The sequence below is a fragment of the Nonomuraea sp. NPDC049607 genome, from assembly GCF_040675375.1.
GTDB lineage: Bacteria > Actinomycetota > Actinomycetes > Streptosporangiales > Streptosporangiaceae > Nonomuraea.
On sequence record NZ_JBFAOV010000034.1, the window covers coordinates 22,727 to 36,969 of the forward strand.

Below are 14,243 nucleotides of genomic sequence, written 5' to 3' on the forward strand. Positions count from 1 at the left end.
TCGCGGGGCCGGGGCCGGACGGCACGCTCTCCCTATGTGGTGCCGCCGACCAGCGAGTGGAGGTCGTCCAGCGACAACGCCGCGCCCTCGGCGAAGCGGCGGCCGAAGAGCTCCTCGCCCAGTGCCTTCTCGGCCGCCGCGCGTCCCTGCGCGGTCTCGGGCGAGGTGTCCTGCGGGACGAACGCCGACGCGCCGCCGAACAGCACCGCCGCCCGTTCCTGGTCACCCGCGGCCTGCGCCGCCAGCGCGAACCCGGCCAGCGTCATCGACAGCAGCGGCCGGTCCGGGCGGACGTGCCCGAGCACGTCGAGCGCCTGGCGGTGGCGGGCGAGCGCGGCCTCCAGGTCGCCGGCGCGGGCCAGCACCCTGCCGTAGGACGTCAGGTACATCGCCGTGAGCTGCGGCACCTGGGGTGCCGCCGCCACGGCTCCGCTCATGTCCCGGTAGATCGCCAGGCTCCTGTCCAGGTCGCCGCGCCGCGTCTCGTACGCGGCCTCGCCCAGGCCGAGCAGCACCAGCGTCCACGGGGACGTCTCCTCCCCCACCCTGGCCCTGGCCAGGGCCAGGTCGGCGCCCGCGCCGTCCAGGTCGTCCACCCGCAGGCGGACCTGGGCGAGCCGGATCAGGGTGGAGATCGACTCGTCGTCGCTGACCCACTCGCTGGTCAGCGACCAGGTCTCGGCGATCAGGTCGTCGGTCGGGGCGCCGCGCTCGGCCCGCAGGTCGGCCAGCCCCAGCAGCGCCTCGCTCAGCCCCCACCGGTCGCCGAGCCGCCTGAACCCCTCGACCGCCTGCTCCAGCTCCCGTTCCCGCTCCGACGCCGAGCGCATCCGGCCACCGATCATCAGGGCCGCGGACGACAACCACAGGTCGTCGCTGCCGGCGTACTCGCCGAGCAGCGCGGCCGCCTGCTCGTCCCGTCCGGCCGCGGCGGCCATGACGACCCTGCTGATCAGCAGCAGCGGGTGCACGGGCCCCTCCTGGACGGCCCGCTCCACCAGCGCGTCCATCCGGGTCGACAGCTCGGTCATGGCCGCGCGGTCGTTGCTGATCGTCCCGAACATGTCGATCCCGTAGGCGAACATGCAGGCCGTGTACGCCGCGGCGAGCCCCGGGGGCGGCGTGTCCCCGGCCAGGTCGAGCGCCTGCACGGCCCACGCCGCGCTCTCCCGCCGGTAGCCGCACATCCACCAGTACCAGTTGAGCGCCCCGCACAGCCGCAACGCGGGCCCGGCGTCCCCCCGGTCGATCAGCCAGCGCAGCGCCGCCGCGAAGTCGTCGCGTTCGGCCGCGAGCCGCTCGATCCACTCCACCTGCCTGGCGGTACGCAGCTCGGGCACCGCGCGTTCGGCCAGGTCGAGCAGGTGGAGGGCGTGCCGGTCGCGGTACTCGGCGGTCTCGCCGGCCTCGGCCAGGCGTTCCAGGGCGTAGGCGCGGATGGTCTCCAGCATCGAGTAGCGGCCTTCGGGCGAGACGCGTACCAGGGACTTGTCGGCCAGCGCGCCGAGCACGTCGGCCGTGCCGCCGCACACCTCCTCGACGGCCTCCAGGGTCGCGCTGTCGGCGAACACGCCGAGCCGCCTGGCCAGCACGCGTTCCCCCTCGTCGAGCAGGTCCCAGCTCCACTCGACGACCGCCCTCAGCGTCTGCTGGCGCGGCAGCGCGGTACGGCTTCCGCCGTCCAGCAGCCTGAACCTGTCGTCCAGGCGGTCGGCGAGCTGGCGCGGCGTCATCGTCCGCAGCCGGGCGGCGGCCAGCTCGATCGCCAGCGGCATGCCGTCGAGCCGGCGGCAGAGCGCGACCACGGCCGCCGCGTTCTCGTCGTCCACGGCGAACGACGGCCGGGCCGCCGCCGCCCGGTCGACCAGCAACCGCACCGACGGGTACGCCGTCGCCTCGTCCGCCCCGGCCCCCACCGGCGGCGGTTCGAGCGGCGGGAGGGGCACCAGCCGCTCGCCCGGCACGTTGAGCGGCTCCCTGCTGGTGGCCAGCACCCGTAGCGCCGGGCACTCGTCGAGCAGCCGCTCCACCAGCACGGCCGCCGCCGTCACCACGTGCTCGCAGTTGTCCAGCACGACGAGCAGGGGCCGCCCGCCCAGCGCCTCGGCGACCTGCTCGACCACGTCGCGGGCCTCCTCGGGCGGCCGGTAACCGGGACGGTCGTCGCGCAGGCCGAGCGCGTCGAGCACGGCCCCGGGCACACCGGCCGGCTCACTGACGGGCCCCAGCTCCACCATCCACGCCCCGGCCGGCCACCCCCCACGCGACTCCGCGACGGGCTCCCCGGCGGGTTCCCCGACGATCCGCCGTCCATCGCGCCATCCGGCCGTCCGGGGCGTGCCGGCCTCCCCGGCCGGCGTGCCGGGGCCTTCCGTCACTGGTCCGCGGGGTTCCGGGGCGAGGCGGAGGGCCGCTTCGGTCGCCAGCCTGGTCTTGCCCGCGCCGCCGGGGCCGACGAGCGTCACCAGCCGGTCCCGCCCGAGCAGGTCGGTGAGCCGTCCGAGCTCGGCCTCCCGGCCGATGAAGCTGGTGCGCGGCTTGCGTACGTTTCCCTTGGGCCTGCTCCTGGGCCAAGCGGCCGGAGGCGGTTCGGCCGACACCACGGCCAGGTGCGCGGCCCGCAGCTCGGCGCCCGGATCGACGCCCAGCTCGTCGGCCAGCCGGTGGCGGGTGCGCTCGAACATCTCCAGCGCCTCGGCCTGCCGTCCCGACGCGGCCAGCCCGCGCATGGCCAGCCCGACCAGCCGCTCGCGCAACGGATGCGCCGTCACCTCGGCGGTGAGCTCGACCGGCCGCCCGTCCGCCAGCAGGCGCTCGGCCCTGGCCTCGACCGCCGCCAGCCGCTCCTGCTCCAACGCGGTCGCCACGTCGGCCAGGTACGGGACCGACGTCAGATCCGCCAGCGCCGCCCCCCGCCACAACGCCAGCGCCCGTTCGGGGTCCTCGCCCGCCAGCCGCCGGAACGCCAGCGCGTCCACCTGTTCGGCGGGCGCCGCGAGGGCGTACCCGCCGGGGCGGCTGTCGATCACCTCGTCCGGCCTGAGCGCCGCCCGCAGCCGCCTGACCAGCGTCTGCAGCGCGTTGGCCGCGTTGGCGGGCGGCTCCTGCGGCCAGAGCACGTCGATCAGGCGCTCGGCGGTGACCAAACGGCCCGCTTCGAGCGCCAGCACGGCCAGCAGCGCCCGCAGCCGGAGACCACCGACCGCGACCGGCCCTCCGTCGCCCTCGACCTCCAACGGCCCCAGGATGGATATCCGCACGCACCACATCCTGCCCTGCCTGCGAACATGCTCAGGTAGAGGTTTTTCTACCGCCCTTTCTTCCACGGATAAGTTCTTTCCACCGTCAAGCGCCTGCTGTCCGTTATTTGTCAGCACACAGTGTCATCAGACGCTAACGTTCCGCGCATGATCTCCCTCCAGCACGAAGCGCTGCATCGCGTCTTCCGTGACAATCCAGAGCTCTACACGAGCGTCTTCAAGGTGCTCGACATCCCCTTCCCGTCCCCGACCGAGGTCGCGGTGGTGGACACCGACCTGACCGAGATCAAGCCGATCGAGCGGCGCGCGGACACGATCATGATGTTCACGTCCCTGGAGGGACGGCACGTGGTCATCAGCGAGTCGCAGTCGAAGCCCGACGAACGCAAGACCGCCGCCTGGGCGCACTACATCAGCCACGTGCACGTCAAGTTCAACTGCCCGGTGACGCTGCTGGTGATCTGCCAGGACGAGGCGACCGCCACCTGGGCCGCCGCCCCCAAGACGATCGGCCTGCCGGACTGGCCGACCCTGTCCGTCCGCGCGGTCGTCGTGGGCCCGCACAACATCCCCGTGATCGACGACCTCGCCGAGGCGGTGAACGACGTGGTGCTCACCATGTTCTCGGCGCTCACCCACGCCCGTTCCGGCGAGGTCACTGCCATACTGGAAGTCCTGGCAGACGCCTTGGACACCACTGACACCACCAGCGCCGGACACATCGCCGAACAAACCGAAGTAGGCCTCGGAAACACCGACGCCCGACGAATCTGGAGAGATCTGATGGCGACCAAGACCTACCGCTACCAGTCCGAGTACGCCCAAATGCTCCGCGCCGAAGGCGAAGCAGTAGGCGAGGCCCGTGGCAGGGCCTTCGGCGAAGCTAGTGCGCTGCTGTTGCTGCTCGACCACCGTGGTGTGGTGGTTCCCGATGGTGTGCGGGAGCGCATCACCTCCTGCACCGACACCACCCTGATCGAAACCTGGTTCGGCAGGGCCGTCCACGCGACCAGCCTCTCCGACATCTTCGGCGTGGACGACGAGCGGCAGGAAAAGGGCTGACGACGCCCATGACCTACCGCTACCGATCCGAATACGCCGAGATGCTCCGCGCCGAAGGGAGAGCCGAGGGGAGGGCGGCGGCCAGGGCCGAGAAAATGGCCGAGTGGCTGCCGAGGCTGCTCGACCTTCGTGGTGTGGAGGTTCCCGATGACGTGCGGGAGCGCATCATGTCCTGCACCGACACCACCCTGATCGAAACCTGGTTCGACAGGGCCGTCCACGCGACCAGTCTCTCCGACGTGTTCGACGACGGCGGTCCGGTCAGGCCTGGAGGAGTGTGAGCACGCCGGCGCCGATCAGGGCGACGGCCCACATGCGGTCCACGTTGAACCAGGCCCGGCGCAGAATCGTCAGGCCGAGCACCTCGTAGACCACCACGGCCACGACGCCGGCCACCACGAACATGGCCAGCGTGTGGAGGGCCGCCACCGCCAGTCCGCCTGAGACGGCGTGGCCCGCGTGGCCCTCCGCCCGCATCCCGGTGAGGACGGGCAGCAGCATCAGGCCCGCGCCGTGGGCCGACGACATCAGGAACGACCACCCGGCGAGCTGGCCGAGCGACAGTCGCATGCCCACCCAGCGGAAGTGGCGGTTGGACAGCAGCCGCCACAGCCCGAACGCCACCAGTACCAGCCCGCCGATCACCGGCAGCGCCGCGCCCGTCACCACGGAGCCGGTGGCGGCCACCACCAGGGCGACCAGGGCCACCGACGCCAGGTGGCCCAAGGCGATCACGGGGAGCGACTGCAGCAGCAGGTCACGGCTGCGCTCCTGGAGACCGCGAGCCACCGCGAAGAGCCAGCCCATGGCCGGGTTCAGACCGTGGAAGGCCCCGAGCAGCAGGACGGTCGCGGTGCTCATGGCAGGCATGGTCACGGTCGGCAGAACCTCACCTCGGGCGGGACGACGGGAAGCCGGAACTCACAAGGGGCAGAGCGACGGAGAGCAGGAACCCGTCAAGGGCGGGACGACGGGGGCGTCGGGGCGGAACCTTGGCCGCGGATGGGTCAGGGGTAGCAGTAGGAGTCGGAGGAGGCGTCGCCGCCCTGGAGGCGTACCTGGTGGGGGCGCAGGCCGCGGAAGGCGTCGCCGTGGGGGAAGAAGCGGGTGTCGAAGGTGAAGGAGTCGGCGTCCACCTTGGCGAGCCAGGCTCCGACGCCCTCGGGGTAGAACTGGTCGTCCCAGGAGCCGTATAGGGAGTTGGTGAGGTAGACGCGGCGGCCGTCGCGGCTCACCTCGACCATCTGGGGGCCGCCGCGCAGCGGCAGGCCGGGTTCGGCGGGGTGCGGGGTGCGCCGGGTGATGCCGCCGATGCGCAACGACCCCAGTTCGACCGGCTTGTACGGGTCCGACACGTCGTACTGCTTCAGCTCCCCGGTGCCCCAGCACGAGACGTAGAGGCGCTGGTCGTCCACGGACAGGGCAATGTCGGTGACCAGCGGCGGCACGGCGGCGAACGGCTGGAGCACCGGCGGCAGCAGGGCGGGGTCGGCCGGCTCGGCGGGGATGGTGATGACCTGCCGCGCCTGCCAGCGGCCGTCCTCGTGGAACCACAGCCAGACGGAGGCCGACAGGTCCTCCACGCTGGTGACCACGCCGACGAAGCCGTACAGGCGGGTGGGGTCGTGGGCGGGGCGCAGCTCCAGCGGCATCTGGTACTGGTCGCCCAGATCCACCTCCTGGACGTGCTTGCGCTTACGCAGGTCCCAGAAGTGCAGTTTATGGCCGTACTTGCGCCCGAGCAGCAGTTCTCCGACCACGCCGTCCTCGATCATGGACGGCGTGCCCCACTCGGAGGTGATCAGCACGTCGTGGTTGATGTGCCACCAGAAGTCGTAGGCCAGGTACTGCGGCCCCCGGTCCAGCTCCCACCGGCCGAGCACCTCGAAGGAGGTGTGGTCGAGCACGGCGATCCCGCCGGGCCCCTCGGCGCCGTCCGCGCCGCCGAGCGCCGAGACGTACAGGCCCTCGGGCCCGCAGTGGACGGTGTGCGGGCGGGAGTAGCCCGCCCGCCTGGCCAGCGACTCGGCGTCGATCACCTTGACCAGCTCGGGGCTGACCCGGTCCTTGGTGTCGTAGATGTGGATGCGCGAGGAGCGCAGCCCGGGGACGACCAGGTAGCGCCGCTCGACGTGCGGGTGCGGCGCGTTCGGGCACAGGGCGCTGCTGCAGGCGTTCCAGCCGAAGTGGTGCAGCTCGTCGCCGGTGCCGGGCAGGTCGGTCCAGCCGACGATCGTGCCGTAGGCCGGGGAGGCGGGGTCGGTGTCGAGCACGGCCAGCGCGTCCGGACGCTGCGCCGACCTGTCGAAGGCGGCGACGTAGGCCAGCTTCTCCACGGGGGCCTCGACGGCGTCGCGCGGGGAGGGGTAGAACGTGGGGTCGGGGGTCCAGAGTGCCATGACACCAGATATTCACGAGTATCCCTACTCGGTCAATAGGCATGTGCGTCGCAATGAGCGACCACCAGGCGACTGAATCGGCATATATCACGCGATACCGTTAAGCGTGTTCTTCGGTATCACGGACGTCTGGACCTACGTCGTCGGCGCCTTCTTCATCGTGCTGCTCCCCGGCCCGAACTCCCTGTACGTCCTCAGCTTCGCCGCCCAGCACGGCGTCCGGCAGGGCTACCGGGCCGCGATGGGCGTGTTCCTCGGCGACACCGTCCTGATGGTGCTCGCCGCCGCCGGGGCCGCGTCCCTGCTGCGCGCGACGCCCGTGCTGTTCACCGTCGTCAAGTACGCGGGCGCCGCCTACCTGGCCTGGCTCGGCTTCCAGATGATCCGCGGCGCGGTACGGGCCTGGCGGGCCGGTCCGGCGACGACGGCCGACGCCGCGGCGGCCCCCGTACGTCAGGCGCGGCCGTTCCGCAAGGCCCTGACGATCAGCCTGCTGAACCCGAAGGCGATCCTGTTCTTCCTGTCGTTCTTCATCCCGTTCGTGGACCCCGGTTACAGCGCCCCCTGGCTGTCCTTCCTCATCCTGGGCGCGGTGATCCAGGTCTTCAGCGTGCTCTACCTCACCACGCTGATCTTCTCCGGAACGTTCCTGGCCGCCCAGTTCCGCCGGCACAAGAAGCTCAGCGCGGGCCTGACCTCGGGCGTCGGCGCGCTGTTCCTCGGATTCGGCGCCAAGCTCGCCACGGCGTCACTCGGCTGAAAGCCGGGTTCAAGGGTGGACTGGTTTCGTATGGAACAGCTGGAACGCGTCAAAAGCGGCAGTCCTACTCACCGGGCTCCGGTACGGTAGGCCACCGGCCTTCGGGGTCGCACTCATCGGTGACGACGACCGGTCCATCCGGCAAGCCTTGACCCCCGAAGCCCGGGTAGACGCTGATCGTCGGCCTATCTGCGGAGCAGCCTTGAACCACCATCCGGTCGCCCTCCCCCGTCTGACCGCGCTCGCCCGTCAGGCGGCCCCCCGCCTGCTCGAAGGCGTGGTCGCCCCCCTGCTGGTGTTCTACCTCGCCATGGTCGTGCTGGGCTTCAAGTGGGCCCTGGTGGCCACGGTCTCCTGGGTGTACCTCGGCGTGGCCTGGCGGCTGGTCAGAGGGGTCAAGGTGCCCGCCACCATGTTCCTGGCCGCGTTCGCGATCACGGTACGGGCCCTGGTGTCGTTCTGGACGGGCACCTGGATGTGGTTCTTCATCCAGCCGGAGCTGGGCACGATCTGCATCAGCATGGTGTTCCTGGCCTCCGTCCGGCTCAACCGGCCGCTGGTGCAGAAGCTGACCCTCGACTACATCCATCTGCCGTCGGCGGTGCTCAAGCACGAGCGGGTGCGCAGGTTCTTCGCCAGGATCACGCTGCTGTGGGCGTTCGTGCTGCTGGCCAACTCGACGCTGAGCATCTTCCTGGCCGTCTACGAGAAGCTGGAGGGCTCGCTGGGCGCGTTCATGGTGCTGCGCACCTCAGCGGTGGCCGTGATCAGCGGGCTGGCGATCACTTTCTCGATCCTCGCCTTCAAGCGCGTCCTGGCCCGGCTGCACGTGGCCCACGCCTGACCGTTCGGCCAGCAGGAACGCTCCGCACATCCCCATGACCAGCCCGGTCAGCATGCCGAACAGCTCGGCGAAGTCCGCGACGCCCGTGCCGCCGTAGGCCAGCGGGCCGCCCGTGGACCGGACGATCATCGAGAACAGCCCCCAGCCGAACAGCGAGCCCGACCCCAGCCAGGCCAGAACGAGCGGCCGCCAGAACGGACCGTTCCCGCGCCGCCTGACCAGGGCCACGAGCGCGGCCGCCCCGCCGACCGCCAGCACGGCCTTCACCCCGTTCTGGATCGCCTGGGCGGTCCCGTCGAACGCCAGGACGACGCGCAGCACCGCCACGGCGGCCGCCGCCAGGAGCGCACCCCAGGCCACCACCTCCTGCAACGACCGGGTCGCACTCGGGAAGGGCGAGCGGACCGGGGTGACGAAGACGGCCGGCCAGCGGTCGCGGGCATAGAGGGAGAAGGCCGTCATGAGGGCCAGGCCCAGGGTGATGAAGCCGCCGTAGACGACCAGGTAGACCCACGTCCGGATGGGGCCGCCGCTGAAGACGTCCAGGCCGCCTACCAGCAGGATCAGCGGGGTCGTGACGGCCAGCACCGACAGCAGGCCGGTGCCCACCCACAGTGGCAGCAGCACCAGCCAGGCGGGCAGCCGCATGCCCCAGCGCATGGTGAAGGCCAGCGCCAGCAGCAGGCCGACGGCCTCCATGGCGAAGGTCAGCGCGTTCATCCCCATCATCTGCCCGCCCTCCATGAGCGCGGGGTCGGAGACGCCGACGGAGTCGCCGGTCAGCCAGAGCGTCTTGATCGTGAGATAGGGCAGCGTGGCGGCGACCGCCACGATCGCGGCGGTGAGCCGGCCGATGCCCGCTCGCTGTTCTGTCATGCTCCGATCGTGCGGCTCAGGCGGGCTCTTCTCCTCCCGAGCGGCGGGGATCCGCCTCCCCCGCGTGGGGGAGCTCGACGGCCAGGCTGTAGCCGTCGCCGTCGGGTCCGGCGGTCAGCGTGGCGCCGGCCAGCCGTACGCGCTCGCGCAGCCCCGCCAGGCCCAGCCCGCCGGACCGGGCGCTGGGACGCGAGCGCGGCGGGCCGTTGCGCACGACCACCCGGTGCGGCGCGACCGACACGGCGACCGCCGCCCCGGGCGCGTGCTTGGCCGCGTTCGTGAGCCCCTCCTGGACGACGGCGTGCGCCAGCTCGGACGACCCCCCCGGCGCCAGGTCGAGGGTGATCGACATGCCGGAGTCCCGGGCCCGGCCGACCAGCTCGGCGACGTCCTCGTCCACCGGGGACAGCGGGGCCGCCTCGGCCTCCTCGCGCAGCAGGCCGATGATCTGGCGCAGCCGCTCGGTCGCGTCGGCCGCCGCCATGCGCAGCTCGCCGGCCGCCTTGACCTGGGCCGGGCCGAGGCCGGGGGCGACTTCGAGCCCGCCGGCGCGGACCGCGATCAGCGCCAGGTCGTGGCCGAGCGAGTCGTGCATCTCGCGGGCGATCCTGGCCCGCTCGCGCAGCCGCGCCTGCGCCTCGACCGACAGCCGCGCCTGCCGCCGTTGCTGGAGCAGGCCGCGCCGGAGCAGCCCCAGCAGGTACGGCACCGCGTACGTGCCGACGAGCCCGGTGCCCATCGACACCCACAGTGCCAGGTCGCCGCCCTGGACCAGCACGACCGCGCACCCGACGGCCGTGATCAGGCAGAACAGGGCCCCCGCGGGCCACAGCCGGGCCATGCGCCGGCCGGTGAGGTAGGCGTACCAGATGATGAACGGCGAGGTGGCGAGCAGCGGGAGGATCTTCACGTCGCGCCGGGGCAGCAGCCACGTCAGGTCCACCGTCGCGAAGCCGTCGGTGAAGCGCCACGGGCCGAGCGGCAGCAGCAGCACCAGCGCCGCCAGCGGCCAGGGCCGGCCCACGAGCACGGCCAGCGCGGCGAGGCCCACCCTGGGCAGGGTCACCATCGCGAACGCGGCAGGGTCGACGAACGGGTCGGGGCCCATGGCGGTCACGAAGATGCTCAGGACGACCCAGAGCAGCAGGTCCGAGACGACCTGACGGCGATTCTCACGGCGCAGACGGTTCACGCACCGACGGTATCCGCCGCCGGCCGGGGCACGTCCCGCCCGAAGGTCATCCGGCACCCCTGACGAAAGTCAGGGTGGGGCCTGCCGCACCGGTCACGGTGGGGCTAGCTCCACCTGAAAGGCGGATACCTCCTCTCCTGTTTCCGGGGCGCGCAACCGGTTTGATCGTGGGTGTCACACGGAAGTCGCAGGTCCGCCCCTGACGAAAGTAGGGGGTGACGCGTGCCGATGGTCCGATGCGCCACGACCTGCGGAATTTCTACCTTCATGGGGTAGGCGGCCCTGACCCTCCTAGGGGAAGGGCCCGCGTTCGACCGGGGGCATCCCCGATGTCCCCGGTCCGCTCACACCGACAGGCTTTGTGAGTGCCCTGACGATCGGAGTCCACCCATATGTCGCACGCCATTCTCGACCTGGTCCAGCAGGTGATGTCATCGCCATGGTTGTACGTGGCGCTGTTCGCCCTGGCGCTGCTCGACGGTTTCTTCCCCATCGTGCCCGCCGAGACGTCGGTCATCACCGCGGCGGTGTTCGCCGCCTCCGGCCAGACCAACCTGGCTCTGGTGATCGTGGTCGCGGCGCTCGGCGCGTTCGTGGGCGACCACGTGTCGTACCTGATCGGCAACAAGTCGGCCAGGCGGCTGCGGGACAAGAAGGCGTTCGTCTGGGCGCGCGGCGCGCTGGCCGAGCGGGGCGGAATGGTGCTGATCGTGGCCAGGTACATCCCCGGCGGGCGCACCGCGACGACGCTGACCATGGGCGCCGTGGGTCATCCGCTGCGCTCGTTCACGTTCTTCGACGCCATCGCGGCGAGCTCGTGGGCGGTGTACTCCGGGCTGATCGGCTTCTTCGGCGGCATGGCCTTCGAGAACGACCCGATCAAGGGCCTGCTGCTGGGCCTCGGGATCGCGCTGTCGATCACCGGGCTCGTCGAGCTGGTGCGGTGGACCAGGAAGCGGCGCGCCACCCAGCCTTCCCTGGAACGTCTTCCGGCGGACACGTCCGTTTGACCCTGTCCGGCAACCATCCGTCTGAAGGGAGTGAGCAATGAGTGTGCTGGCCGCGGCGATCGCGCTGGTCGGTTCGCTGTTCTTCGCGCTCGGAGCCGCGCTGCAGCAGTTCGAGGCGGCGGGCTCGGCGAAGCCCGCTCTGCTGACCCTGCTGCGCAGGCCGCGCTGGCTGCTCGGCGGCGTCTCCATCGTGACGGGCGGCGGCCTGCACATCGTCGCACTCGGGCTCGGCCCGCTGACCGTGGTGCAGCCGATGGGGGTGGCCAGCCTGCTGTTCGCGCTGCCCATCGCCGCCGCGCTGCACGGGCGCAGGCCCTCCGGCAAGGAACTGGCCGCGGCGGGCGTGGTCGCGGCGGGGCTGATCGGCCTGGTGCTGCTGGTGCCCGAGTCCGACGGGCCGACGTACCTGGCGCCCACGGGCGTACTCACCCTGCTCGCCGTGTCGGGCGTCGCGACGGTGCTGCTGTGGGCGGGCTCGAAGGCGGCCTCCCCCGCCGGCCGCGCCGCGCTGCTCGCCACGGGCTCCGGCGTCCTGTACGGCGCCACCGCCACGCTCATGCGCGTGCTCGTGGACGGCGGCTGGAACTGGTGGTACCTGCTGGCCCTGCCGGTCCCGCTGCTGCTGGCGCTCATGATGCTGCAACGCGCCTACGCCGTCGGGCACTTCGGCGTCTCCTTCGCCTCGCTGCAGATCGCCGACCCGCTCACGGCGGTGGCGTTCGGGGCGCTGCTGCTCGGCGAGCCGCTGCCGTCCGGCATCGCGCCGATCGCGGCCGCCGCCCTGACCGCGGCCGGCACGGTCGCCCTGGCCCGGACGACCCCGCTGGAGGCGCGCAACGACCTCGCCTGACCTCCTCCCCCTGCCCCTCCCTGACCGAAACCCCCTGTTCGCCCCTCGGCCCTCCCCCAGCCGTCCCCCCTTGTGAAAGCGGAGTCACCGTCATGGCCATGCCCCTGCACAACGTCACCGACCACGCTCACCTCGCCCCCGCCCCCGAACGTCCCCGCCGCGTCCTGATCTCGACCGACACCTATCCCCCCGACGTCAACGGCGCCGCCTACTTCACCCACCGGCTGGCCACCGGCCTGGCCGCGCGCGGCAACGAGGTGCACGTGGTGTGCCAGTCGGAGGCCGGCCCGGCCAGCGCCGACGTGGTGGACGGCGTGATCGTCCACCGGCTGCGCTCGGCCCCGCTGCTGGTGCACCCGACCATGCGGGTCACCGTGCCGACCAGGCTCGACCGGCTGGTCGCCGACATCGACCCGGACGTGCTGCACACCCAGGGCCACTTCGTGGTCGGCCGGGCCGCCATCGCCGCCGCCCGCCGCCGCGGCGTGCCGGTCGTGGCCACGAACCACTTCATGCCCGACAACCTCTTCCAGTTCGGGCACGTCCCCGAGGCGCTGCGGACCAGGGCGGGCCGGCTGGCCTGGCGCGACTTCAGCCGGATCTTCAAGCGGGCCGACCACATCACGACGCCGACCCCGCTGGCCGCCAAGCTCCTGGCCGACCAGGGCTTCTCCCGCGACGTCGAGGCCGTCTCGTGCGGCATCGACCTGGCCAGGTTCCACCCGCACGCCGAGCCCAAGTCGTGGGCGCGCCGGCGGTTCGCGCTGCCCGACCGGCCGACCGTCCTGTTCGTGGGCCGCCTGGACGAGGAGAAGCACCTCGACGAGCTGATCCGCGCCCTGCCTCTCGTGCTCAACGAGACCGACGCGCAGGTGGCGTTCGTGGGCCGCGGCAACCAGCGGATGGAGCTGGAGAAGCTGGCCAAGCGCATCGGGGTGGGCGACCGGGTGTTCTTCGTCGGGTTCGTGCCCGACGAGAGCATGCCGCAGGCGTTCGCCGCCGCCGACGTGTTCGGCATGCCGGGCGTCGCCGAGCTGCAGAGCATCGCCACGCTGGAGGCCATGGCGTCCGGCCTGCCCGTCGTGGCCGCCGACGCGATGGCGCTGCCGCACCTGGTGGACGGCAACGGCTACCTCTACCAGCCGGGCGACGTCGTCTCGCTGGCCAGGCACCTGACCGCGATCCTCACCGACGACGACCTGCGCGCCCGCCTGGGCAACGCCAGCCGCGCGCTGGCGCTCACCCACGACGACCAGACGTCGCTGGCCCGCTTCGAGCAGATCTACGACGAGGTGACCCGATGACCTGGCGCACCGTGCTCGCTCCGGTCGCCGGAGCGGTGACGGCGGTGGCCGCCCTCGGCTACGCGCAGGCCGTTTTGCCCGCGCAGCCGCTGATCAGCGACTACGCGCTCGTCCCCGGCGGCATGCTGCCCGTGCTGGTCGGGACGCTCGCGCTGGCCGTGGCCTGCCTGTCGCTGGCGTACGGGCTGGCCGCCCGGGAGCCTGGGCGGACCGCCGCCACCCGCGTGCTGCTGCTGGCGGGGGCGGCCGGGCTGATGCTGAGCGCACTCTTCCCCACCGATCCCGGCATGTCGGACATCAGCACTCTGACCGGCGAGATCCACCGCTGGTCGGCGGCCGTGGTCTTCACCGCGCTGCCGGTCGCCGGCTGGTCGCTGGCCAGGGGGCGGACGGCGGCCGTGCGCTGGAGCGCGGTCAAGGCCCTGAGCGTGACCTCGGGGCTGACGCTGGGCGCGTACCTGGCGGCGCACCCGGCCGCCTTCACCTCCTCGCTGATCGGCGGCGGCGCCTACTACGGGCTGCTCGAACGGGGTGTGGTGCTGGCCGAGATCGTCCTCGTCGTGTCGATGGCGCTGGCAAGCGCACCGGGCCGCGCGGCCGTACGGATCCAGGGCACGCGGGCCACGGGGGCGCCCGCGCAGCCCGAGAGCCGGCAGCGGCTGGCGGCGTGACCGGAAACCGGGACA

Annotated in this window: 13 protein-coding genes; 8 read left to right on the forward strand and 5 right to left on the reverse strand. The window is 72.1% G+C overall.

Translation table 11 applies throughout. From position 1 onward, the window contains the following. Positions 1-32: 32 nt before the first annotated feature. Positions 33-3,260, reverse strand: a complete 3,228-nt coding sequence (locus tag AB0J97_RS41220; RefSeq protein ID WP_364099699.1) for a BTAD domain-containing putative transcriptional regulator — start codon at positions 3,258-3,260, stop codon at positions 33-35. Positions 3,261-3,407: 147 nt separating this feature from the next. On the opposite strand from AB0J97_RS41220, the gene AB0J97_RS41225 reads away from it, so the two are divergent. Further along, positions 3,408-4,322 (forward strand): hypothetical protein, encoded by a 915-nt coding sequence (locus AB0J97_RS41225; RefSeq protein WP_364099702.1) that lies wholly within the window; start codon positions 3,408-3,410, stop codon positions 4,320-4,322. Between the two features lie 8 nt (positions 4,323-4,330). Then, the gene (locus AB0J97_RS41230; protein WP_364099705.1) at positions 4,331-4,603 is read left to right on the forward strand and encodes a hypothetical protein; all 273 of its coding nucleotides are present in this window, start codon (positions 4,331-4,333) and stop codon (positions 4,601-4,603) included. On the opposite strand, the gene AB0J97_RS41235 is transcribed toward AB0J97_RS41230, so the two are convergent. After that, positions 4,584-5,192, reverse strand: a complete 609-nt coding sequence (locus AB0J97_RS41235) for a hypothetical protein (RefSeq protein ID WP_357707236.1) — start codon at positions 5,190-5,192, stop codon at positions 4,584-4,586. The two genes, AB0J97_RS41230 and AB0J97_RS41235, sit on opposite strands and share 20 nt — an antisense overlap. Positions 5,193-5,329: 137 nt before the next feature. Further along, entirely contained in the window at positions 5,330-6,721 is a 1,392-nt protein-coding gene (locus AB0J97_RS41240) for a selenium-binding protein SBP56-related protein (RefSeq protein WP_357707201.1), read from the reverse strand. Between the two features lie 106 nt (positions 6,722-6,827). Between AB0J97_RS41240 and leuE the strand changes: the two genes are divergently transcribed. Together leuE and AB0J97_RS41250 are read left to right on the forward strand one after the other, a co-directional pair. Then, positions 6,828-7,481, forward strand: a complete 654-nt coding sequence (gene leuE, locus AB0J97_RS41245) for a leucine efflux protein LeuE (protein WP_357707199.1) — start codon at positions 6,828-6,830, stop codon at positions 7,479-7,481. A 202-nt stretch (positions 7,482-7,683) separates the two neighbouring features. Continuing rightward, a complete protein-coding gene (locus tag AB0J97_RS41250) occupies positions 7,684-8,325 on the forward strand; it encodes a VC0807 family protein (protein ID WP_357707198.1) in 642 nt (213 codons plus the stop codon). Here the strand turns inward: AB0J97_RS41250 and AB0J97_RS41255 are convergent. Together AB0J97_RS41255 and AB0J97_RS41260 are read right to left on the reverse strand one after the other, a co-directional pair. Then, positions 8,233-9,201 (reverse strand): hypothetical protein, encoded by a 969-nt coding sequence (locus tag AB0J97_RS41255; RefSeq protein ID WP_364099710.1) that lies wholly within the window; start codon positions 9,199-9,201, stop codon positions 8,233-8,235. The two genes, AB0J97_RS41250 and AB0J97_RS41255, sit on opposite strands and share 93 nt — an antisense overlap. Positions 9,202-9,217: 16 nt before the next feature. After that, positions 9,218-10,393: a histidine kinase gene (locus AB0J97_RS41260; protein ID WP_364099713.1), complete on the reverse strand. Its 1,176-nt coding sequence runs from the start codon at positions 10,391-10,393 to the stop codon at positions 9,218-9,220. 392 nt (positions 10,394-10,785) lie between these two features. Between AB0J97_RS41260 and AB0J97_RS41265 the strand changes: the two genes are divergently transcribed. The 4 genes from AB0J97_RS41265 to AB0J97_RS41280 all read left to right on the forward strand — a co-directional run bounded on the left by AB0J97_RS41265 (position 10,786) and on the right by AB0J97_RS41280 (position 14,228). After that, entirely contained in the window at positions 10,786-11,403 is a 618-nt protein-coding gene (locus AB0J97_RS41265; protein WP_364099716.1) for a DedA family protein, read from the forward strand. 37 nt (positions 11,404-11,440) lie between these two features. Further along, positions 11,441-12,253, forward strand: a complete 813-nt coding sequence (locus AB0J97_RS41270) for a DMT family transporter (RefSeq protein WP_357707194.1) — start codon at positions 11,441-11,443, stop codon at positions 12,251-12,253. A gap of 98 nt (positions 12,254-12,351) precedes the next feature. After that, positions 12,352-13,557, forward strand: coding sequence for a glycosyltransferase (locus tag AB0J97_RS41275; protein WP_364099720.1), 1,206 nt, complete (start codon positions 12,352-12,354; stop codon positions 13,555-13,557). After that, positions 13,554-14,228, forward strand: a complete 675-nt coding sequence (locus AB0J97_RS41280; RefSeq protein ID WP_364099722.1) for a DUF998 domain-containing protein — start codon at positions 13,554-13,556, stop codon at positions 14,226-14,228. Before AB0J97_RS41275 ends, AB0J97_RS41280 begins: the two co-directional genes overlap by 4 nt. The last annotated feature ends 15 nt before the right edge of the window (positions 14,229-14,243 follow it).

Coding starts and splice junctions, on each gene's coding strand:
- AB0J97_RS41225 (WP_364099702.1), top strand. CDS start 3,408: ATGATCTCCCTCCAGCACGAAGCGCTGCATCGCGTCTTCCGTGACAAT.
- AB0J97_RS41230 (WP_364099705.1), top strand. CDS start 4,331: ATGACCTACCGCTACCGATCCGAATACGCCGAGATGCTCCGCGCCGAA.
- AB0J97_RS41235 (WP_357707236.1), bottom strand. CDS start 5,192: ATGCCTGCCATGAGCACCGCGACCGTCCTGCTGCTCGGGGCCTTCCAC.
- AB0J97_RS41240 (WP_357707201.1), bottom strand. CDS start 6,721: ATGGCACTCTGGACCCCCGACCCCACGTTCTACCCCTCCCCGCGCGAC.
- AB0J97_RS41255 (WP_364099710.1), bottom strand. CDS start 9,201: ATGACAGAACAGCGAGCGGGCATCGGCCGGCTCACCGCCGCGATCGTG.
- AB0J97_RS41265 (WP_364099716.1), top strand. CDS start 10,786: ATGTCGCACGCCATTCTCGACCTGGTCCAGCAGGTGATGTCATCGCCA.
- AB0J97_RS41270 (WP_357707194.1), top strand. CDS start 11,441: ATGAGTGTGCTGGCCGCGGCGATCGCGCTGGTCGGTTCGCTGTTCTTC.
- AB0J97_RS41275 (WP_364099720.1), top strand. CDS start 12,352: ATGCCCCTGCACAACGTCACCGACCACGCTCACCTCGCCCCCGCCCCC.
- AB0J97_RS41280 (WP_364099722.1), top strand. CDS start 13,554: ATGACCTGGCGCACCGTGCTCGCTCCGGTCGCCGGAGCGGTGACGGCG.